The organism is Bacillus sp. GW823-FHT06A10, from assembly GCF_058795375.1.
Genome location: NZ_JBXAHT010000003.1, coordinates 423,775 through 445,337, shown reverse-complemented (window position 1 = coordinate 445,337; position 21,563 = coordinate 423,775). Strand labels below are relative to the sequence as shown.

Below are 21,563 nucleotides of genomic sequence, written 5' to 3'. Positions count from 1 at the left end.
TTGTCTTTCCTATAAAAAGAAAGCAAACATTGTTCCAATCCATTCCTTTCCTCTATCGATAAGAGAAGGCGGGTTTACATCGCTATAGGAAAGTACGGATGCATTCTCTAGATCTTCATGGAATTTATTTTTTACTGTTTGAATGAAATGTTTATTATATAACAGGCAGTTTATTTCATGATTAATATATAAACTTCTCATATCAAAGTTTGCCGTTCCGATATCACAAATATTATCGTCCACTATAATAATTTTGGCGTGAAAAAACCCTTGTTGAAATGCATAAATATTGCAACCAGCCTGTATTAATTTTCGGCAGTACGGGAATTTTGCTTCCCGAACGAGAGGGTGATCAGCTTTTTCTGGAACAAGAATTGTGATTTGAACCCCTCTTTCTCTTGCTTTTAATAAGGCATTCATAATTTTTTTTCCAGGAATGAAATATGGTGTACCGATACAGATTTCTTTTTTTGCCGCGTTAATTAAATGTAAAAAAGTATGCTGTAAATAAGCACCATCAGTCGGAATAAATTGATGCAGGATGGTACCTGGTTGTTGTTTTGGAAAATAAAGAGAAGCATCCAATAAATTCTGTTTCGTATCATCAAACCAATCATGCAAAAATTGCTTTTGTAAATCTTGAACCCCTTCTCCTGTAAGACGTAAATGATAGTCTCGCCATAATCCTAAGTGTTCATTATGCCCTAGATACTCTTCGCCAATATTAAATCCCCCGATATAGCCGGTTTTCCCATCAATCACTGTAATTTTTCTATGATTTCTTTGATTAGCAGAAAAGAAAGGCAGAGGAAATTTTACCTTATGACAAAATGAAAAAGATATACCATGTTTTTGCAGGGAGCGAATAGCTTCGTTTGATAAAGAATGGCTGCCAAATCGATCAAGTAAAAGTCGTACTTCAATTCCTTCCTGAGCCTTATCAATCAGCAATTTTAAAAATTCACGACTGATTTTATCATTTTTTACAATGAAGAATAAAATATGAATGTGATGCTGTGCTTGTTTTATATCAGTAAATAAAGCGTCATATAAATCTTTCCCGTATGTATAAAGGTGAAAATCACTTTGACGTAAAGGGAAAGTGCGAGAGCTTACTCGTTTTAAATGAAGAAGTCGCCCGTATGAAAGGTCAATTGTAATCCAAAGAGCAACGGATATTAACAAAAGAGATAAGTAGAGCATCAGTGAATTCCCTCCTTTGCATTCTTTTCACCTTCAGTGTGTTACAAATGATATGGGTAGTACGGCTGTTATTATAAATTTCATTAGAGGATAGTATGTTGCACTGATTAAAGTTTCACTTTATAGTTTCACCGAAATAAACAGCTTTATGAAAAAATGTGTTGTTCTATAACAAAAAACTGTTGACTGAATGCTCACTCATTATATAATGGGGATAGGGGATATAATTCAGAAAATTATATATTTTTGAAGATTCAAAAAAGAAAGAGGGCTTACAAAGAGAGGGGTAGCATAAAAATGAATAGCTTACTGATCATTAATTGGCTGGCTGCCATTGCTGTTATTGCTTATGCAGGATATTTGTTTGTATATCTTATACGGACGAGAATGGCCTACATACAATTAGGAAAAAAAATTGAATTTGACCGTCGTTTTAAAGAGCGTTGGGATCTCCTTAAGGTCAATGTTTTCGGTCAGAAAAAGCTGCTGAAAGATAAGAAAAGCGGCATCATTCACGTTATGTTCTTTTACGGATTTATTCTTGTCCAATTTGGAGCAATTGACTTCGTTTGGAAAGGACTCGCACCAGGATCACATCTTCCACTTGGACCACTATACCCTGCATTTACATTCTTCCAGGAAATTGTCACACTTGTTATTTTAATTGCAGTATTTTGGGCTTTTCATAGACGTTATGTAGAAAAGCTTGTTCGTTTAAAACGTAACTTCAAATCAGGTCTTGTTCTTATCTTTATCGGTGGCTTAATGATTTCTGTGCTACTTGGTAACGGTATGGGACTTATATGGCATGGCGAGGAGCTTTCATGGAGTGAACCAATCGCTTCTGCAATCGCTTACGTTTTTAGCGGGATAAATGAAACCGTAGCAATTTCAGTGTTCTATTTTTCTTGGTGGGTGCATTTACTAATTTTGTTAACGTTTTTAGTCTATGTTCCACAATCAAAACATGCGCATTTAATTGCGGGACCAGCTAATGTATTCTTCGGTCGTCTTTCAAACCCAGGGAAGCTTGAAAAGATTGATTTTGAAGATGAAACGCAAGAAACATTTGGTGTTGGTAAAATTGAAGACTTTAGACAAAATCAACTTATTGACTTATACGCTTGTGTAGAGTGTGGTCGTTGTACAAATATGTGTCCGGCAACAGGAACAGGAAAAATGTTATCGCCGATGGACTTAATTTTAAAACTTCGTGATCATTTAACTGATAAAGGAGCTGCGGTAACATCAAAAGCACCGTGGGTTCCAGTAGTTGCCTTCAATAATACACAAGGAAATCAGTTAGCGATGATGGCGGCTGGAAAAGGACAACAAGAATCAGCGGCTACAACTCTCGCTTACGATCCGAGTTTAATCGGAGATGTTATTACAGAAGAAGAGATTTGGGCATGTACAACGTGTCGTAACTGTGAAGATCAATGTCCAGTTATGAATGAGCATGTTGACAAAATTATTGATTTACGTCGATATCTCGTTTTAACAGAAGGAAAAATGGACGCGGAAGCACAACGCGCGATGACAAATATCGAGCGTCAAGGGAATCCGTGGGGTCTGAACCGTAAAGAGCGTGAAACATGGCGCCAAGGTGATGACGAAGTAACAGTTCCAACTGTAAAAGAAAAATCAAAAGCTGGGGAGGAATTCGAGTATTTATTCTGGGTTGGTTCAATGGGATCATACGACAATCGTAGTCAGAAGATTGCGATATCGTTTGCGAAGTTAATGAACGAAGCAGGCATTTCATTCGCAATTCTCGGTAATAAAGAAAAGAATTCTGGAGATACACCACGCCGCCTTGGAAATGAATTTGTATTCCAAGAGATGGCGACAAAGAATATCGAAGAATTTGAAAAGGCAGGAGTGAAGAAAATCGTTACGATTGATCCTCATGCTTATAACACATTTAAAAATGAGTATCCGGACTTTGGCTTGCAAGCAGAAGTCTATCATCATACAGAATTGTTAGCTCAGTGGGTGAAAGAAGGACGCTTAAAGCCTGTTCACGCTATTGAAGAAACAGTTACGTACCATGATTCCTGTTATTTAGGAAGATACAACGAAGTGTACGAAGCGCCACGTGATATTTTGAAAGCGATTCCTGGAGTGAATCTTGTAGAAATGGCACGTAACCGTGAAACTGGAATGTGCTGTGGCGCAGGTGGTGGCTTAATGTGGATGGAAGAAACAACAGGTTCTCGTATTAACGTTGCTCGTACAGAACAAGCATTAGCTGTACAGCCATCCATTATCGGTACAGGTTGTCCATATTGCTTAACGATGATCAGTGATGGAACGAAAGCGAAAGAGGTAGAAGAGAAAGTTCAAACTCTTGATGTGACAGAGATTTTAGAACGATCTGTTATCGGACAGAAAAAAGAAGCGATGTAGTTTATAAGAATGTATACAACTTTAGAAAGAGGTGCAATGATTGCACCTCTTCTCAACGTAGGGATACCGAGCGAGCGCTCAGTGTTAAAAAAAGAAATGGGGGAAAGAAACATGAGTAAAACAGTTATTTTAAGTGCTGCAAGAACACCAGTTGGAAAATTTGGAGGATCTTTAAAAGATGTAAAAGCGACGGAACTTGGAGGAATTGCAATTAAAGCAGCGCTTGAAAGAGCAAATGTTGCGGCTAGTGATGTTGAAGAAGTTATATTTGGAACGGTTATTCAGGGGGGACAGGGGCAAATTCCATCGCGTCAAGCTGCAAGGGCTGCTGGAATCCCTTGGGAAGTGCAGACGGAAACAGTGAATAAAGTTTGTGCATCAGGACTTCGTGCGGTTACGTTAGCGGATCAAATTATTCGTACTGGCGATCAATCACTGATTGTAGCTGGCGGTATGGAGTCGATGAGTAACAGTCCTTACATTTTACGCGGAGCAAGATGGGGATACAGAATGGGCAACAACGAAGTTATTGATTTAAACGTTGCTGACGGTTTAACATGCGCATTTTCAGGTACACACATGGGTGTTTATGGCGGAGAAGTTGCGAAGGAAGATGGAATTTCTCGCGAAGCGCAAGATGAATGGGCATATCGTAGCCATCAGCGTGCGGTTTCAGCGCATAAAGAAGGACGTTTTGAAGAGGAAATCGTACCAGTAACGATCCCGCAAAGAAAAGGCGATCCTATTGTTGTTGCAAAGGATGAGGCGCCACGTGAAGATACAACGATTGAAAAGTTAGCAAAGTTAAAACCTGTATTTGATAAGACAGCGGCAGTGACAGCTGGTAATGCGCCAGGACTAAACGATGGTGGTGCCGCACTTGTGTTAATGAGCGAAGACAGAGCGAAGCAAGAAGGAAGAAAGCCATTAGCTACAATTTTGGCGCATACAGCAATTGCAGTGGAATCTAAAGATTTCCCAAGAACGCCAGGTTATGCAATTAACGCATTGCTTGAAAAAACAGGCAAGACAATTGAAGACATCGATTTATTCGAGATTAATGAAGCATTTGCAGCGGTAGCAATTGCAAGTACAGAAATCGCAGGAATTGATCCAGAAAAATTGAATGTAAATGGCGGCGCGGTAGCGATGGGCCATCCAATTGGAGCAAGCGGAGCGCGCATTATCGTTACGCTAATCCATGCACTTAAGCAGCGCGGCGGCGGAATTGGAATTGCATCGATTTGTAGCGGTGGCGGTCAAGGGGACGCAGTGATGATTGAAGTTCACTAATTAAAGTTCGAGGGTATAAAATTTATTAACAATTAAGGGGGAAGAAAAAATGGGTGTACAAAACATTGTTGTAATTGGTGCAGGGCAAATGGGATCAGGAATTGCACAAGTATGTGCAATGGCAGGATATGACGTGAAGGTACAAGATTTAAAACAAGAGCAATTAGATAGAGGATTGGCTATCATTACGAAAAACTTAGCGCGCCAAGTAGAAAAAGGACGCATGAAGGAAGAAGAGAAGGAAGCGACATTAAATCGTCTTACAGTAACGCTTGATTTAGATTGTGTGAAAGAAGCGGATCTTATTATTGAAGCAGCTGTTGAGAAAATGGATATTAAAAAGAAAATCTTTGCGAATCTAGATGAAATTGCTCCAGAACACGCAATTTTAGCGACAAATACGTCATCTCTGCCAATTACAGAAATTGCAGCGGTAACGAAGCGTCCGGAAAAAGTAATCGGCATGCACTTTATGAATCCAGTTCCAGTTATGAAGCTTGTTGAGATTATTCGTGGTTTGGCTACAGATGATGCAGTATATGAAGCAATTGAAGATATTACGAAAAAAATTGGGAAAGTGCCAGTTGAAGTAAATGATTTCCCAGGTTTTGTATCAAACCGCATTTTGCTACCGATGATTAACGAAGCAATTTATACGTTATACGAAGGTGTAGCGACGAAAGAAGCAATTGATGAGGTCATGAAGCTTGGTATGAACCATCCGATGGGGCCTTTGACACTCGCTGATTTTATCGGTTTAGATACGTGTTTATACATTATGGAAGTGTTGCATGAAGGATTAGGAGATAGTAAATATCGCCCATGTCCGTTATTACGTAAGTATGTAAATGCAGGATGGTTAGGGCGTAAAACAGGTCGTGGATTCTACGTTTACGAATAAATTCCCCTTTTGTTACAAAATAGTGGTCTTACCAAATTATTTAAAGGATATATAGCAAATGGAGGCGGAATATATGAACTTTCGTTTTAATGCAGAGCAGCAAATGATGAGGAAAATGGTTCGGGATTTTGCACAGAAGGAAATTGCTCCCTTTGTTCCTAGTATGGAACAAGGGGTGTTCCCGAAAGAGATTTTGCAAAAGATGGGTGAGCTTGGATTAATGGGTATTCCAGCGCCTGCAAAATACGGCGGGGCAGAAATGGATTTTATTTCTTATATTCTAGCCATTGAGGAAATCTCAAAGGTAAGTGCAACAGTTGGTGTAATTTTAGCTGTACATACGTCAGTTGGAATGAATCCGATTTTATATTTCGGAACAGAAGAACAGAAGAAAAAATATGTTTCTAAACTTGCAACCGGGGAATATTTAGGCGCATTTGCTTTAACAGAGCCAAATGCAGGATCAGATGCAGGGAGTTTGAAATCAAGAGCTGTCAAAAAAGGCGATCATTATATTATTAATGGATCGAAAGTGTTTATTACAAATGGTGGTGAAGCAAGTACATACATTGTATTCGCTTCTACAAATCCAGAGGCAGGAAAAAGTGGTATTTCTGCATTTATAGTAGAGAAAGATACACCTGGTTTAATCATCGGAAAAGATGAACATAAGATGGGGCTCCTTGGTTCTCGTACAGTACAACTTACTTTTGAAGATATGAAAGTACCAGCGGAGAATTTACTTGGGGAAGAAGGACAAGGATTCAAGGTGGCGATGGCGAATTTAGATGTTGGGCGAATTGGAATCGGTGCACAGGCGTTAGGAATTGCTGAAGCGGCGCTTGCATGTGCGATTGATTATGCAAAAGAACGAGAACAATTTGGGAAACCAATTGCGGCGCAGCAAGGGATTGGCTTCAAGCTTGCAGATATGGCAACAAGTGTCGAAGCGGCAAGGTTACTCGTATATAGAGCGGCGTCTCTTAGGGCACAAGGATTACCATGCGGTAAAGAAGCATCTATTGCGAAATTATTTGCTTCTAAGACAGCGGTTGAAGTCGCGATTGAGGCGGTGCAAGTATTTGGTGGTTACGGTTATACGAAAGAATATCCAGTAGAACGATTTTTCCGGGATGCGAAAATCACGCAAATATATGAAGGAACAAGTGAAATACAGAAACTTGTTATTAGCCGTGCTTTATAAAAGGGCGAGGGGGAGACGGAGATGCATTTTAAACTATCAGAAGAACATGAAATGATAAGAAAAATGGTTCGAGATTTTGCTAAAAATGAAGTAGCACCAACAGCAGCTGAGCGTGATGAGGAAGAGCGATTTGATCGAGAGTTATTTGATCAAATGGCAGAGCTTGGTTTAACCGGTATTCCATGGCCTGAAGAGTACGGCGGAATTGGAAGCGATTACTTAGCTTACGTAATTGCGATTGAAGAATTATCTCGAGTTTGTGCTTCAACAGGTGTAACACTATCTGCGCATACTTCACTTGCGGGATGGCCAATTTTTAAATTTGGGACAGAAGAACAAAAGCAAAAGTTTTTACGACCGATGGCTGAAGGGAAGAAAATTGGTGCATACGGCTTAACGGAGCCAGGATCTGGATCGGATGCTGGTGGAATGAAGACAATCGCAAAGAGAGATGGCGACCATTATATTTTAAATGGATCAAAAATTTTCATTACAAATGGCGGTATTGCTGATATTTATGTTGTTTTTGCGCTAACTGATCCTGAATCGAAGCAGCGTGGTACGAGTGCATTTATTGTAGAAAGTGATACACCGGGATTTTCAGTTGGGAAGAAGGAGAGCAAGCTAGGGATTCGCTCTTCACCAACGACTGAAATTATGTTTGAAGATTGCCGTATTCCAGTAGAGAATCTACTTGGAGAAGAGGGGCAAGGATTTAAAGTTGCGATGCAAACATTAGATGGAGGTCGTAACGGTATTGCGGCGCAAGCTGTTGGTATTGCACAAGGGGCTTTAGATGCTTCTGTAGAATATGCAAGGGAGCGCCATCAATTTGGAAAACCAATTGCGGCGCAGCAAGGGATTGGCTTTAAACTTGCGGATATGGCAACAGATGTAGAAGCGGCACGCCTTTTAACATATCAAGCGGCTTGGCTTGAATCAGAAGGGCTTCCGTATGGAAAAGAATCAGCGATGTCAAAAGTATTTGCAGGGGATACAGCGATGAAGGTGACGACTGAAGCGGTGCAAGTATTTGGTGGTTACGGTTATACGAAAGATTATCCAGTAGAGCGTTATATGCGAGATGCAAAGATTACACAAATATATGAAGGAACACAAGAGATTCAGAGGCTTGTAATTTCTCGTATGTTAACGAAGTAGGAACGAAAGCGTAGGTATTCTCCTACGCTTTTTCCTTCCAAAAAATAATAGAGAGAGGTGAAGGGAATGGTTAAACATAATGTACATGCATCGGTGAAAGATGAAAAATTAGTTGCGTTAAGACGTGAACAAATGATTAAAGGTGCGGTGCAACTGTTTAAACAAAAAGGATTTCCGCGTACAACAACGAGAGAGATTGCAAAAGCGGCTGGATTTAGTATAGGGACACTTTATGAGTACATTCGTACAAAAGATGATGTTTTGTATTTAGTTTGTGATAGTATATATGAACATGTAAAAGAACGATTAGAGGAAGTAGTGTGTACAGAAAAAGGGAGTATAGAAAGTTTAAAGGTAGCGATAAAGAATTACTTTAAAGTGATGGACGAATTACAAGAAGAAGTATTAATTATGTATCAAGAAGTACGTTTTTTACCGAAAGAATCTCTCCCATATGTATTAGAAAAAGAGTTTCAAATGGTAGGGATGTTTGAGGATATTTTAGAACAGTGTACGGAAAATGGAACATTTATATTAAATAAAAAAGAAATACAGCTTCTTGCACATAATATTTTTATACAAGGACAAATGTGGGGGTTTAGACGTTGGGCACTGCAAAAACTGTATACGCTCGAAGAATATACAGAAATGCAAATTAGGTATGTGTTGCAAGGTGCCCATATGCTTCCGAAATAAGGAACAGACAAATTATTAATTTTATTACCATATAAAAGTTTCACGTTTTTTTTGTAGCATATTTGTGCGACTTTTGTTTATAATGAATAGTATGGATTTTTTTAGGCAGACCGTTATATATAAGGTTATATTTGATGAAAGGAAGTGCCGCATAAGTGAATTTTAAGCAATATTCACCAGAAGAGCTAAAAGAATGTTCAATGATTGAAGTTGTACATAGCGTTTTAGGGGATAAAAGACAAGCAACGACATTCAACGAGTTGGTTCAAGAAATCGCTCAAGTGCTGGGACTATCTCAAGAGCAAGTTAATGCGAAACTCGCACAATTTTATACAGACTTAAACATCGATGGACGTTTCATTAATTTAGGAGAAAATCGTTGGGGACTACGCAGCTGGTACCCATATGAGCAAATTGATGAAGAAATCTTACCGCAGCCAAAACCGAAGAAGAAACGTAAAGTTGAAGAAGACGGTTTTGACGACTACATTGAAGAAGATGAAGATGACTTTGACGATGCAGACGGAAATGCAGACGAAGAAGATGATGTAGAAGATTTGGACAAGGTTCTTGAAGATGAAGACGGAGATGACGACGATCTTGATGATTTAGAAGAGGATGAAGACGACGACTTCGCTGAAGAAGAACTTGAGTATGATGAAACTGAAGAAGAAGAAGAGGAAGAACTGTAGTTCTTGACTTTTCATTATCGTCCATGTAGAATCATTTTTGGGCTCTTTAAAAAAGGACGATAATACTTTTAAAGTGTAAATATAAAAGAAAATTGCTCCCTACTTATTACTTTATGTGATGAGGGGAGCAATTTTCTTTTTTGTTTTTTGTTTAGAAAATAAAAAGAGTCTAACAATAAGATGGATACAGTGTTATCTACATACGTTGCGCTTTGCAACGGTGATTATATAACAGCAAAATAGAAGGGAGCTTTTTCATGACTAAGTATATTTTTGTAACAGGCGGTGTAGTATCGTCTTTAGGGAAAGGTATTACAGCAGCATCTCTTGGAAGACTTTTAAAAAATCGTGGTTTAAATGTAACGATTCAAAAGTTTGATCCATACATTAACGTAGACCCAGGGACTATGAGCCCATACCAACACGGTGAGGTATTCGTAACAGATGATGGCGCAGAAACTGACTTAGACCTTGGTCACTATGAGCGTTTTATCGACATTAACTTAAACAAATACAGCAACGTAACAACAGGTAAAATTTACTCTTCAGTTCTTCAAAAAGAGCGTCGCGGTGAATATTTAGGAGGAACAGTTCAAGTTATTCCTCACATTACTAACGAAATTAAAGAGCGCGTATATCGTTCTGGCCGTGAAACAAATGCGGATGTTGTTATTACAGAAATCGGTGGAACTGTTGGTGATATCGAGTCTCTACCATTCTTAGAAGCAATCCGTCAAATCAAGAGCGACATCGGTCGTGACAATGTAATGTACATTCACTGTACGTTAATCCCGTACTTAAAAGCAGCGGGTGAAATGAAAACAAAACCAACGCAACATAGCGTTAAAGAACTTCGTAGCTTAGGTATTCAACCAAACATTATCGTTGTTCGTACAGAACTTCCTGTTTCTCAAGATATGAAAGACAAGCTTGCATTATTCTGTGACATCGATACAAAAGCAGTTATCGAAGCTCGCGATGCAGATACTTTATATGCGGTTCCATTATCTCTTCAAGAACAAAACATGGACCAAATCGTTTGTGACCACTTAAAATTAGACAATCCAGCTGCAGATATGACAGAGTGGACTGCGCTAGTTAACAAAGTACGTAATCTTTCTAAGAAAACAAAAATCGCTCTTGTTGGTAAATATGTAGAACTTCAAGATGCATATATTTCTGTTGTAGAAGCACTTCGTCATGCTGGTTACTCATTCGACACAGATGTAGAAGTAAAATGGGTAAATGCTGAGCACGTAACAGCAGAAAACGTAAAAGAATTAGTTGGCGATACAGATGGTATCCTTGTACCAGGTGGCTTCGGCGATCGTGGTGTAGAAGGTAAAATCGTTGCGATTCAATATGCTCGTGAAAACAAAGTTCCATTCTTAGGAATTTGCTTAGGTATGCAACTTGCATCAATCGAATTTGCACGTAACGTATTAGGTTTAGAAGGTGCTAACTCTTCTGAGATCAATCCTGATACGCCATATGCAATCATTGACTTATTACCAGAACAAAAAGATGTAGAGGACTTAGGTGGTACACTTCGTCTTGGTCTATACCCATGTAAGCTTGCTGAAGAAACAAATGCTTACAATGCTTATAATGAGCCGGTTGTATATGAGCGTCATCGTCATCGTTATGAGTTCAACAATCAGTTCCGTCCGGATATGGAAAAAGAAGGATTTGTATTCTCTGGTACAAGCCCAGACGGCCGTCTAGTTGAAATCATTGAATTAAAAGACCACCCTTGGTTCGTGGCAGCACAGTTCCACCCAGAACTTGTTTCTCGTCCAAACCGTCCACAACCATTGTTCCATGACTTCGTAAGAGCTTCTATTACGAATAAAGAGAGCAAGTAATAAAAAAAGCGCCTGAAATAAGGCGCTTTTTTTAATATTCATTTAACATTTCATCAATTGTAAATTTGATTCCGTGATAAGCAAATAAAGCTACTATTAAGCTTGGGAACCCGTAGCGATTACCTTCATCGTCTGGAATAAGACCTTTTAACAGTTTTGTATCAATATGTACGTCTGTATATTGTTCCAGTGATTCCGTACCTTCTTGAAGAGCAGAAATGCCGACAATAGAGTGTCCCTCTTCTTGTAGTTTTTTTGCAATTTCTACAACCGCTTCATCTGTTGAAAAACGGCTAATAAGAAGTACACGATCTGCAGAGGTTACTTCTGCTTCTTTACCATTTTCAAATAAGCGTTTTGCTTGCTTCATTGGTTCAGCACCGAATAGTGCTTCGGCAACAACGCCCTCCATTTCATTTGTACCATATAAATAAATGAAACCATCGCCAACTAGTGCTTGAGCAAGTAAACGAGCGCTATCTTCTATATTCATTTCCTCTTTTTGAGAAACTCTGGAGAAATAACCACTTAATTGAGTTGAAAAAATTTTTAACATAATGTTACTCCCTTCGTACGTGTTTGCCGGCTTTCATTATAGTTTATTTTTTTAGAAAGGTGAAATCGTAGGGTAGCATAACAAAATAGGAAACGGTAAAATAAGAAAGAATAGGAAGGAATTTGCCAAAGAATAGCGAAAATAAATCGTTAAGATATAAGAAGCTTTAAATCTTGTACTTACACAGAAAGGTTGGGAATTATGGAAGGTAAAATTTTAATTGTTGATGATCAATATGGGATTCGTGTGTTATTACATGAAGTGTTCCAAAAAGAAGGTTATCAGACATTCCAAGCAGCGAATGGATTTCAAGCTTTAGATATCGTGAAAAAAGATAATCCAGATTTAGTAGTGTTAGATATGAAAATTCCAGGCATGGATGGTATAGAGATTTTAAAGCATGTAAAAGAGATTGATGAGAGTATTAAAGTCATTTTAATGACTGCTTATGGAGAGCTTGATATGATCCAAGAAGCAAAAGATTTAGGTGCTTTAATGCATTTTGCTAAACCATTTGATATTGATGAAATTCGTCAAGCTGTGAGAGAGCAACTTGCTGTAGAGGCGTAAAAAATGAATTTTTTATAAAAAATATGGAAAAAAGCGTTTACATGGACTATTGAGCAGGTGAATACAGTTGAGTTTTTGAGTACAAGTTGTTATCCTATTGAGTGTAGAAAAAAGTCCGGTAGGTAAATATACATAATTTACCTTATCCTGGTCATACTACCAGCGATAAGAATTTATCGGATACAAAAAACGTTTTTTAGGAGGATTCACCATGCCTTTAGTTTCTATGAAAGAAATGCTAAACAAAGCACTAGAAGGAAAATACGCAGTTGGTCAATTCAACATGAACAACTTAGAGTGGACTCAAGCTATCTTAGCTGCTGCGGAAGAAGAAAAATCTCCTGTAATCCTAGGTGTATCTGAGGGTGCAGCTCGTCATATGACTGGTTTCAAAACAGTTGTAGCTATGGTTAAAGCTTTAATCGAAGAAATGAACATCACTGTTCCTGTAGCGATTCACCTTGACCATGGTTCAAGCTTTGAGAAATGTAAAGAAGCAATCGATGCAGGTTTCACATCTGTAATGATCGACGCTTCTCACCACCCATTCGAAGAAAACGTTGAAACTACTAAAAAAGTAGTAGAATACGCACACGCTCGTAACGTATCTGTTGAAGCTGAGCTTGGGACAGTTGGCGGACAAGAAGACGACGTAATCGCTGAAGGCGTAATTTACGCTGATCCTGCAGAGTGTAAACACCTTGTTGAAGCAACAGGTATCGATTGCCTAGCTCCAGCTTTAGGTTCTGTACACGGTCCTTACAAAGGTGAGCCTAACTTAGGATTCGCTGAAATGGAACAAGTTCGTGACTTCACTGGCGTACCTTTAGTATTACACGGTGGTACTGGTATCCCAACTGCTGATATCGTAAAAGCTATCTCTTTAGGTACTTCAAAAATCAACGTAAACACTGAGAACCAAATCGAGTTTACAAAAGCTGTTCGTGAAGTATTAAACAAAGACCAAGAAGTTTACGACCCTCGTAAATTTATTGGACCTGGCCGCGACGCTATTAAAGCAACTGTTGCTGGTAAAATGCGTGAGTTCGGTTCTAACGGTAAAGCGTAAGAATAAAATTCCGTTTTGGAAACCGTCTAGTCTTTTAGACGGTTTCCTTTCGTTGTATAATGAAAGCGTGAACAAGTCGAAAGATTTTATCATTTTTGGTTTTTAAATAGAAAATAATGTGCATAGTCCTATTAATAAATGTGATAACGTATCTAAATTGATAAAGTGAATTCGATGAATAGTTGATCTTTATCTATTCGTGCTACAGGAGAAATGGAGATAATGGTTTCCTATTTATTGAGTTTTGGGATGGAAAGAGTAATTGAGATTCTTAAGGGGAGCTTTCTATGAAAAGATAGAAAGTAAATACATTCACAAGAAGGGAGCTCAATATGGAAAAATTGCTAATTGAAGGCGGAAGAGCTTTAAATGGAACAATTCGAGTAAGCGGTGCAAAGAACAGTGCCGTTGCATTAATTCCAGCGACAATTTTAGCAGATACTCCAGTAACTATTGGTGGTGTCCCTAATATTTCGGACGTGAAAATGTTAGGCGACTTACTAGAGGAAATTGGAGGGAAAGTAACTTATGGACAGGAGGAAGAGATGGTAGTCGATCCTTCTAACATGGTTGCAATGCCTTTGCCAAATGGAAAAGTGAAAAAATTGCGCGCTTCTTATTATTTAATGGGTGCGATGCTTGGCCGTTTTAAAAAAGCTGTTATTGGGCTTCCGGGTGGATGTCACTTAGGACCGAGGCCGATTGATCAGCATATTAAAGGGTTTGAAGCGCTAGGTGCACATGTTACAAATGAACAAGGTGCCATCTATTTAAGAGCAGATGAACTACATGGAGCACGTATTTATTTAGATGTTGTTAGTGTGGGGGCTACGATTAATATTATGCTAGCAGCTGTACGAGCAAAAGGTAGAACTGTTATTGAAAATGCAGCGAAAGAACCCGAGATTATTGATGTAGCTACATTGTTAACAAGCATGGGAGCACGTATTAAAGGTGCTGGTACAGATGTAATCCGAATAGATGGTGTGGACTCTTTACATGGTTGTCACCATACTATCATCCCAGATCGTATCGAAGCTGGTACGTATATGATTCTAGGAGCTGCATCAGGAGGAGAAGTAACGGTTGATAACGTTATTCCTCAGCATTTAGAATCAGTTACTGCTAAGCTAAGAGAAGCTGGTGTTCAAGTTGAAACGAATGATGATCAAATTACAGTGAACGGTAATAGAAAGTTAAAAGTAGTTGATATCAAAACGCTTGTATATCCAGGTTTTCCAACAGATTTACAACAGCCGTTTACGACGCTTTTAACAAAGGCGCACGGGACGGGAGTTGTAACAGATACAATTTACGGTGCCCGTTTCAAACACATTGATGAATTACGTCGTATGAATGCTCAAATTAAAGTAGAAGGTCGTTCGGCAATTGTAACTGGTCCTGTGTTACTGCAAGGTGCAAAAGTGAAGGCGAGTGATTTACGAGCGGGAGCAGCACTTGTTATTGCAGGGTTAATGGCAGATGGAATTACAGAAGTAACAGGACTTGAGCATATTGATCGAGGTTATGAGAATATAGTGGACAAGCTTAAAGGGCTTGGAGCAAACATTTGGCGAGAACAAATGACAAAACAAGAAATTGAAGAGATGAAGAACGCATAAGTGATACTTCCGTAAGGGGGAAGCGAAGCATCACTACTTGCGGAAGTACACTTTATAGAAAAACACGGTTCACAAAATACGGCAGAAATATAAAGACTTAAAGGAGAGGGATTATTGTGGAAAGAAGTTTATCTATGGAGTTAGTACGTGTAACAGAGGCTGCAGCATTATCATCAGCGCGTTGGATGGGGCGCGGGAAAAAGGATGAGGCAGACGGTGCAGCAACATCAGCTATGCGTGATGTATTTGATACAATTCCGATGAAAGGTACAGTCGTAATTGGTGAAGGTGAGATGGATGAAGCACCAATGCTATATATCGGAGAGAAATTAGGTACAGGATATGGACCACGTGTAGACGTTGCGGTTGATCCTTTAGAAGGGACAAACATCGTAGCAGCTGGTGGCTGGAATGCTCTTGCTGTTATTGCAATTGCAGACCACGGTAATTTGTTACATGCTCCTGACATGTACATGGATAAAATCGCGGTTGGCCCAGAAGCAGTTGGGGCAGTCGACATTGATGCGCCTATTATTGATAACTTACGTGCAGTTGCGAAAGCGAAAAATAAAGACATTGAAGATGTTGTAGCAACAGTTTTAAACCGTCCACGTCACCAAGCAATTATCGAAGAAATTCGTAAGGCTGGTGCTCGTATTAAATTAATTAATGATGGAGATGTAGCTGGAGCAATTAATACAGCGTTTGATCGTACAGGTGTAGATATTCTATTTGGATCTGGTGGAGCACCTGAAGGTGTATTGGCAGCAGTTGCTTTAAAATGTTTAGGTGGAGAAATTCACGGAAAACTATTGCCACAAAACGAAGCTGAATTAGCACGTTGTAAAAAAATGGGCATAGAAGACATTAATCGTATCCTTCGTATGGAGGACTTAGTAAAAGGTGACGATGCAATCTTTGCAGCAACAGGTGTAACAGATGGTGAACTATTACGTGGTGTTCAATTTAAAGGTAGCGTAGGAACAACGCAATCTCTTGTTATGCGTGCAAAATCAGGCACAGTTCGCTTCGTAGATGGTCGTCATAGCTTAAATAAAAAACCGAACTTGGTTATTAAGTAAAAGGTGGAAGCGGCTCGTTCAGAAAGGTTAAAATGGTCGATCTTTTTAACTATCGGAGCCGGAACTAAATTAAATAAGAAGCGAAGACAAATTTTCTTGTCTTCGCTTCTTGTATTTGTGTTCCAACGTATTGATTAAAACTAGATAAAAGGGTTACAATAGTGAATATTACCCTACTTGAACTTATTGCCTTTCATTATTAATTATTTGCCTTCCGTATTTTTTCCCTTTACCCATGAAAAAAGAGAATAACGTTAAAGTGTGGTGTCTGAATGAATTTGTCAATTGCAGCATTAGAAAACATGAAATTAAAAGAGTTATACGAGCTTGCGAAAGAATTTAAGATTTCGTATTATAGCAAGTTAACGAAAAAAGAGTTAATCTTTTCTATTTTGAAAGCTCGAGCAGAAAAAGAAGGTTTCTTTTTCATGGAAGGCGTATTAGAAATTATTCAATCAGAAGGATTTGGATTCCTACGTCCTATCAACTATTCTCCAAGCTCAGAAGATATTTATATCTCAGCTTCGCAAATTCGTCGTTTCGATTTACGTAATGGAGACAAAGTTTCTGGTAAAGTACGACCTCCGAAAGAAAATGAACGCTATTTTGGGTTATTACAAGTTGAAGCTGTAAACGGAGATGATCCAGATTCAGCAAAAGAGCGTGTGCATTTCCCTGCATTAACACCATTATACCCAGATCGCCAAATGAAATTGGAAACGGAACCGAAAAAGTTACCGACACGTATCATGGATTTAATCGCACCAGTTGGATTTGGACAACGTGGTTTAATTGTTGCGCCTCCAAAGGCTGGTAAAACAAGTCTATTAAAAGAAATTGCACACAGTGTTACAACAAATCATCCAGAAGCAGAATTAATTGTGCTTTTAATTGATGAGCGTCCAGAGGAAGTAACAGACATTGAACGTTCTGTTAAGGGCGACGTTGTAAGTTCTACTTTTGATGAAGTACCAGAAAATCATATTAAAGTAGCTGAACTTGTGTTAGAACGTGCAATGCGTCTTGTAGAGCACAAAAAAGATGTTATCATTTTAATGGATAGTATTACCCGTTTAGCGCGAGCTTACAACCTCGTTATTCCGCCAAGTGGTAGAACATTATCGGGTGGTATCGACCCAGCGGCTTTCCATAGACCGAAGCGTTTCTTTGGAGCTGCACGTAATATTGAAGAAGGCGGTAGCTTAACGATTTTAGCAACAGCCCTTGTTGATACAGGTTCTCGTATGGACGATGTTATTTACGAGGAATTTAAAGGAACTGGAAATATGGAACTTCACTTAGATCGTTCGTTAGCTGAACGTCGTATCTTCCCAGCGATTGATATTCGTCGTTCTGGTACACGTAAAGAAGATCTATTAATTCCAAAAGAGCATTTAGACAAGTTATGGGGCATTCGTAAAACAATGCGTGATACACCAGACTTTGTTGAAAGTTTCTTACGTAAGCTTCGTCAAACGAAGACAAACGAAGAATTTTTACAAAACATTGTTGCAGACTCGAAAAGATATGTAACAACTAAGTAAAGGGAAAAGATTGGGACTCGCTTATTTTATAGTAAGCGAGTTTTTTATGCCTTTTAGGTGATATTAAAGAGAGAAATAAGTGGGAGAACCTTAGCTGGTCAGAGCAGAACGAACCGCCTCCACTTTAAGGTGATATCTAGCTCCAGCGGCTAGAATGGTAGGTGGCTTCGCGTCTTTCCATGAGGCAAAAAGCGCCTCAAGTGAGAGGGTGTGAAGTGTCCTGGATTTTTAAGTGATATCCAGTTCCGGTGGCTAGCTCTTCACATCTAAGAACCTTCCGCCCGAAAGGTAAAAAGCACCTTTTGTGCGAGAGAACCTTAGCCAGTCAGAGCTAAACGAGCCGTCTACACTTTAAATTTCAAAAGACAAAAACAGGTAGTTGCAAAATGAAGTTAGCCTTGTTATAATTTCATCATATGTGTTTCATCAATATAGTTGTGTATGCAGCTGAAGATGAAAAACTCTGTTTCGAAAATGATTCAGGGCGGAAGGAGATGAAAAGAATGAAAGCAGGAATTCACCCAGATTACAAGAAAGTTGTATTCATGGACACAAACACAGGCTTCAAATTCTTAAGCGGGTCTACTAAAGGCTCTAGCGAAACTGTTGAGTGGGAAGATGGTAACACTTATCCATTACTAAAAGTTGAGATCAGTTCTGATTCTCACCCATTCTACACTGGACGTCAGAAGTTTGCTACTGCAGACGGACGCGTTGATCGCTTCAATAAGAAATACGGTATCAAGTAATAAAAACATAAAACAGGCAAGTGTATGTATTCGCTTGTCTGTTTTTTTTGTGAAAATATTATACCTTTACCCTACTTTTAACTAAAAAGTAGATGAAAGGAGAGCTTCATGTACTTAATAAATCAAAATGGCTGGATTGAAGTGATTTGCGGTAGTATGTTTTCTGGTAAATCAGAAGAGTTAATCCGCCGTGTGCGCCGTACGCAATTTGCGAAACAACATGCAATTGTATTTAAACCATGTATTGATAATCGCTATAGTGAAGAAGACGTTGTATCACATAACGGATTAAAGGTAAAAGCAGTTCCTGTTTCAGCTTCAAAAGATATATTTGAACATATCACTGAAGATATGGATGTAATTGCAATCGATGAGGTACAATTCTTTGATGGGGACATTGTGGAAGTGGTGCAAGTATTGGCAAATCGTGGCTATCGTGTCATTGTAGCTGGTTTAGACCAAGATTTCCGTGGTCTACCATTTGGACAAGTTCCTCAGCTGATGGCGATTGCTGAACATGTAACAAAGCTACAAGCAGTATGTTCTGCATGTGGATCTCCGGCAAGTCGTACACAACGATTAATTGATGGAGAACCAGCGGCATTTGATGATCCGATTATTTTAGTTGGGGCTTCAGAATCGTATGAGCCACGCTGTCGTCATTGTCATGCAGTTCCTACAAACAAAGATAAGTAAAACTCGCTGCGCAAGGCGGGTTTTTTTCAGAATAGAGAGTGTGGTTGGTGTGAGCCGCTTACGCTTTTAAATATATCTAGTTCTGGTGGCTAGCTCTTCGCATCTAAGAACCTTCCGCCCAAAAGGTAAAAAGCACCTTTAGGTCGAAAGAACCTTAGCTGGTCAGAGCTGAAAGAGCCACCGCCACTTTTAAATATAATTTGCGTTTTTTTGAGTAAGTACCATATACTATTTGTATTAGATACTAGGATGTAGAGGTGAATGATGTGTTAGATCGTTTGCAAGCTGTAGAAAATCGTTATGAGAAGTTAAATGAATTGTTAAGTGACCCAGAGGTTATTAGCGATACAAATAAACTTCGTGAATATTCAAAGGAACAGTCTGATATACAGGAAACGGTAGAGGTGTATCGTGAGTATAAGGATGTTCGTGAGCAATTAAAAGATGCGAAAGCAATGTTAGAAGAGAAGTTAGACGCAGAAATGCGTGACATGGTAAAAGAAGAGGTTTCTGAGTTAGAATCACAAGAAAAAACGTTATCAGAACGTCTGAAAATTTTACTAGTTCCAAAGGACCCTAATGATGATAAGAACGTTATCGTTGAGGTTCGTGGGGCTGCTGGTGGCGACGAGGCCGCTTTATTTGCTGGTGACTTATACCGTATGTATAGCCGTTACGCTGAGGTACAGGGCTGGAAAACGGAGATTATCGAGGCTAGCTATACAGAGTTAGGTGGATATAAAGAGATTATCTTTATGATTAACGGTAAAGGTGCTTTCGCGAAGCTGAAATTCGAGAATGGTGCTCACCGTGTACAACGTGTTCCTGAAACGGAATCTGGTGGACGTATTCATACATCTACAGCAACTGTAGCTGTATTACCAGAGGCAGAGGAAGTAGAAATCGACATTCACGAGAAAGATGTTCGTGTTGATACATTCGCTTCTAGTGGTCCTGGTGGACAAAGTGTTAATACAACGATGTCAGCGGTACGTTTAACGCATTTACCGACTGGTGTAGTTGTATCTTGTCAGGATGAGAAATCACAAATTAAGAATAAAGAAAAAGCGATGAAAGTATTACGCGCACGTGTTTATGATAAGTTTAGACAAGAAGCACAAGCTGAATATGATCAAAACCGTAAACAAGCTGTTGGTACGGGTGATCGTTCAGAGCGTATTCGTACGTATAACTTCCCGCAAAACCGTGTTACAGACCATCGAATCGGTTTAACGATTCAAAAGCTAGATCAAATCTTACAAGGTAAGTTAGATGATTTCATCAATGCCTTAGTGATGGAAGATCAGGCTCAAAGGATGGAGGCAGCTGAGTAATGCGTGTCTATGAAGCCCTGAAATGGGCTTCTTCTTTTTTACAGGAAAATGGACGAGATGAAAATGCGGGAGAAATTGTCCTTTGTCATGTATTAAAGATGAACAGAACAGGATTACTTATGAATATGCGTGAAGAAATAAATGAGGAACAAGAGGAAAGCTTTACGGAGTTTATCCACAAGCATGTAGAAGGTATTCCTATTCAATATATGATTGGTTATGAAATGTTTTATGGCCGGTCGTTCTTTGTGAATGAAGAAGTATTAATACCAAGACCGGAAACAGAAGAGCTTATAGTAGGAGTATTAGAAAGAATTGAGCGCCATTTTGGCGACAAGGAACTACATGTAGCAGATATAGGCACAGGTAGTGGAGCGATTTCTATTACGCTTGCTTTAGAAAATAAAAATCTCTACGTATATACAGTAGATATTGCACAAGAGTCGATTGAAGTTGCAAAAGAAAATGCAAAAGCTTTAGGTGCAGAAGTAACGTTCTATCACGGTGATTTATTGTCACCATTTGATAAAACGGGTCAAAAGCTAGATGTTGTTGTTTCAAATCCTCCATATATACCGGAAGAGGATTGGCGTGGTCTTTCTCCTGTTGTGAAAGAGCATGAGCCGAAGAGAGCACTTGTTGGTGGAGAAGACGGATTAGATTTTTATCGCCGTTTTATGAAAGAATTGCCGAATGTGTTGCAGGAGAAAGCAATTGTAGCGTTTGAAATTGGAGTAGGACAAGGTGAGGATGTAAAAAGATTGTTACAACAAGCTTTTCCACATGCCCATGTCGAGGTTGTTTTTGATATTAACGGAAAAGACCGTATGGTATTTGCAGAGATGGAGTAAGGTTCACACCTTACTCTATTTTTTTATGGGAAAATTCATATAGATTTTGAATTTAATAGTTTAGAA

19 protein-coding genes are annotated in these 21,563 nt (G+C 39.0%); 17 read left to right on the top strand and 2 right to left on the bottom strand.

The genetic code is table 11. The annotated features are described in order from the left end of the window. Positions 1-9 precede the first annotated feature (9 nt). Positions 10-1,203, bottom strand: coding sequence for a cardiolipin synthase (gene cls / locus AC1Q8M_RS23060; RefSeq protein ID WP_000966415.1), 1,194 nt, complete (start codon positions 1,201-1,203; stop codon positions 10-12). A gap of 297 nt (positions 1,204-1,500) precedes the next feature. Here cls and AC1Q8M_RS23055 point away from each other — a divergent pair, with 297 nt between their 5' ends. From AC1Q8M_RS23055 to pyrG, 8 genes are all read left to right on the top strand, one after another. Continuing rightward, a complete protein-coding gene (locus AC1Q8M_RS23055; protein ID WP_001086772.1) occupies positions 1,501-3,612 on the top strand; it encodes a (Fe-S)-binding protein in 2,112 nt (703 codons plus the stop codon). Positions 3,613-3,621: 9 nt separating this feature from the next. Next, entirely contained in the window at positions 3,622-4,905 is a 1,284-nt protein-coding gene (locus tag AC1Q8M_RS23050; RefSeq protein WP_141505369.1) for an acetyl-CoA C-acetyltransferase, read from the top strand. Between the two features lie 49 nt (positions 4,906-4,954). Then, positions 4,955-5,806, top strand: coding sequence for a 3-hydroxybutyryl-CoA dehydrogenase (locus tag AC1Q8M_RS23045; protein WP_000538874.1), 852 nt, complete (start codon positions 4,955-4,957; stop codon positions 5,804-5,806). A 73-nt stretch (positions 5,807-5,879) separates the two neighbouring features. Next, a complete protein-coding gene (locus tag AC1Q8M_RS23040; RefSeq protein WP_098360949.1) occupies positions 5,880-7,010 on the top strand; it encodes an acyl-CoA dehydrogenase in 1,131 nt (376 codons plus the stop codon). Between the two features lie 21 nt (positions 7,011-7,031). Continuing rightward, a complete protein-coding gene (acdA, locus tag AC1Q8M_RS23035; RefSeq protein ID WP_000545543.1) occupies positions 7,032-8,171 on the top strand; it encodes an acyl-CoA dehydrogenase AcdA in 1,140 nt (379 codons plus the stop codon). Between the two features lie 66 nt (positions 8,172-8,237). Next, positions 8,238-8,867, top strand: coding sequence for a TetR/AcrR family transcriptional regulator (locus AC1Q8M_RS23030; RefSeq protein ID WP_000238600.1), 630 nt, complete (start codon positions 8,238-8,240; stop codon positions 8,865-8,867). A gap of 155 nt (positions 8,868-9,022) precedes the next feature. Continuing rightward, positions 9,023-9,559, top strand: coding sequence for a DNA-directed RNA polymerase subunit delta (rpoE, locus tag AC1Q8M_RS23025; protein WP_001009771.1), 537 nt, complete (start codon positions 9,023-9,025; stop codon positions 9,557-9,559). Positions 9,560-9,816: 257 nt separating this feature from the next. Further along, positions 9,817-11,424 (top strand): CTP synthase, encoded by a 1,608-nt coding sequence (pyrG, locus tag AC1Q8M_RS23020; RefSeq protein WP_000170447.1) that lies wholly within the window; start codon positions 9,817-9,819, stop codon positions 11,422-11,424. 31 nt (positions 11,425-11,455) lie between these two features. Here the strand turns inward: pyrG and AC1Q8M_RS23015 are convergent, their stop codons facing one another. Beyond that, the gene (locus tag AC1Q8M_RS23015) at positions 11,456-11,980 is read right to left on the bottom strand and encodes a DUF2529 domain-containing protein (protein ID WP_000912413.1); all 525 of its coding nucleotides are present in this window, start codon (positions 11,978-11,980) and stop codon (positions 11,456-11,458) included. A 201-nt stretch (positions 11,981-12,181) separates the two neighbouring features. On the opposite strand from AC1Q8M_RS23015, the gene spo0F reads away from it, so the two are divergent. From spo0F to prmC, 9 genes are all read left to right on the top strand, one after another. Then, a complete protein-coding gene (spo0F, locus tag AC1Q8M_RS23010) occupies positions 12,182-12,550 on the top strand; it encodes a sporulation initiation phosphotransferase Spo0F (protein ID WP_000398593.1) in 369 nt (122 codons plus the stop codon). Positions 12,551-12,761: 211 nt separating this feature from the next. Next, the gene (locus AC1Q8M_RS23005; protein ID WP_001131852.1) at positions 12,762-13,619 is read left to right on the top strand and encodes a class II fructose-bisphosphate aldolase; all 858 of its coding nucleotides are present in this window, start codon (positions 12,762-12,764) and stop codon (positions 13,617-13,619) included. Between the two features lie 332 nt (positions 13,620-13,951). Next, positions 13,952-15,241 (top strand): UDP-N-acetylglucosamine 1-carboxyvinyltransferase, encoded by a 1,290-nt coding sequence (gene murA, locus AC1Q8M_RS23000; protein WP_000413248.1) that lies wholly within the window; start codon positions 13,952-13,954, stop codon positions 15,239-15,241. Positions 15,242-15,357: 116 nt separating this feature from the next. Beyond that, positions 15,358-16,323, top strand: coding sequence for a class II fructose-bisphosphatase (glpX, locus tag AC1Q8M_RS22995; protein ID WP_000442336.1), 966 nt, complete (start codon positions 15,358-15,360; stop codon positions 16,321-16,323). Between the two features lie 272 nt (positions 16,324-16,595). After that, positions 16,596-17,867, top strand: a complete 1,272-nt coding sequence (rho, locus tag AC1Q8M_RS22990) for a transcription termination factor Rho (protein WP_001053903.1) — start codon at positions 16,596-16,598, stop codon at positions 17,865-17,867. Between the two features lie 503 nt (positions 17,868-18,370). Next, entirely contained in the window at positions 18,371-18,616 is a 246-nt protein-coding gene (locus AC1Q8M_RS22985; protein WP_000643435.1) for a type B 50S ribosomal protein L31, read from the top strand. Between the two features lie 108 nt (positions 18,617-18,724). Then, positions 18,725-19,312 (top strand): thymidine kinase, encoded by a 588-nt coding sequence (locus AC1Q8M_RS22980; RefSeq protein ID WP_000280851.1) that lies wholly within the window; start codon positions 18,725-18,727, stop codon positions 19,310-19,312. A 266-nt stretch (positions 19,313-19,578) separates the two neighbouring features. Beyond that, entirely contained in the window at positions 19,579-20,646 is a 1,068-nt protein-coding gene (prfA, locus tag AC1Q8M_RS22975; protein ID WP_000887066.1) for a peptide chain release factor 1, read from the top strand. After that, on the top strand, positions 20,646-21,497 hold the full coding sequence (gene prmC / locus AC1Q8M_RS22970; protein ID WP_098855727.1) for a peptide chain release factor N(5)-glutamine methyltransferase: 852 nt from the start codon (positions 20,646-20,648) through the stop codon (positions 21,495-21,497). Before prfA ends, prmC begins: the two co-directional genes overlap by 1 nt. The last annotated feature ends 66 nt before the right edge of the window (positions 21,498-21,563 follow it).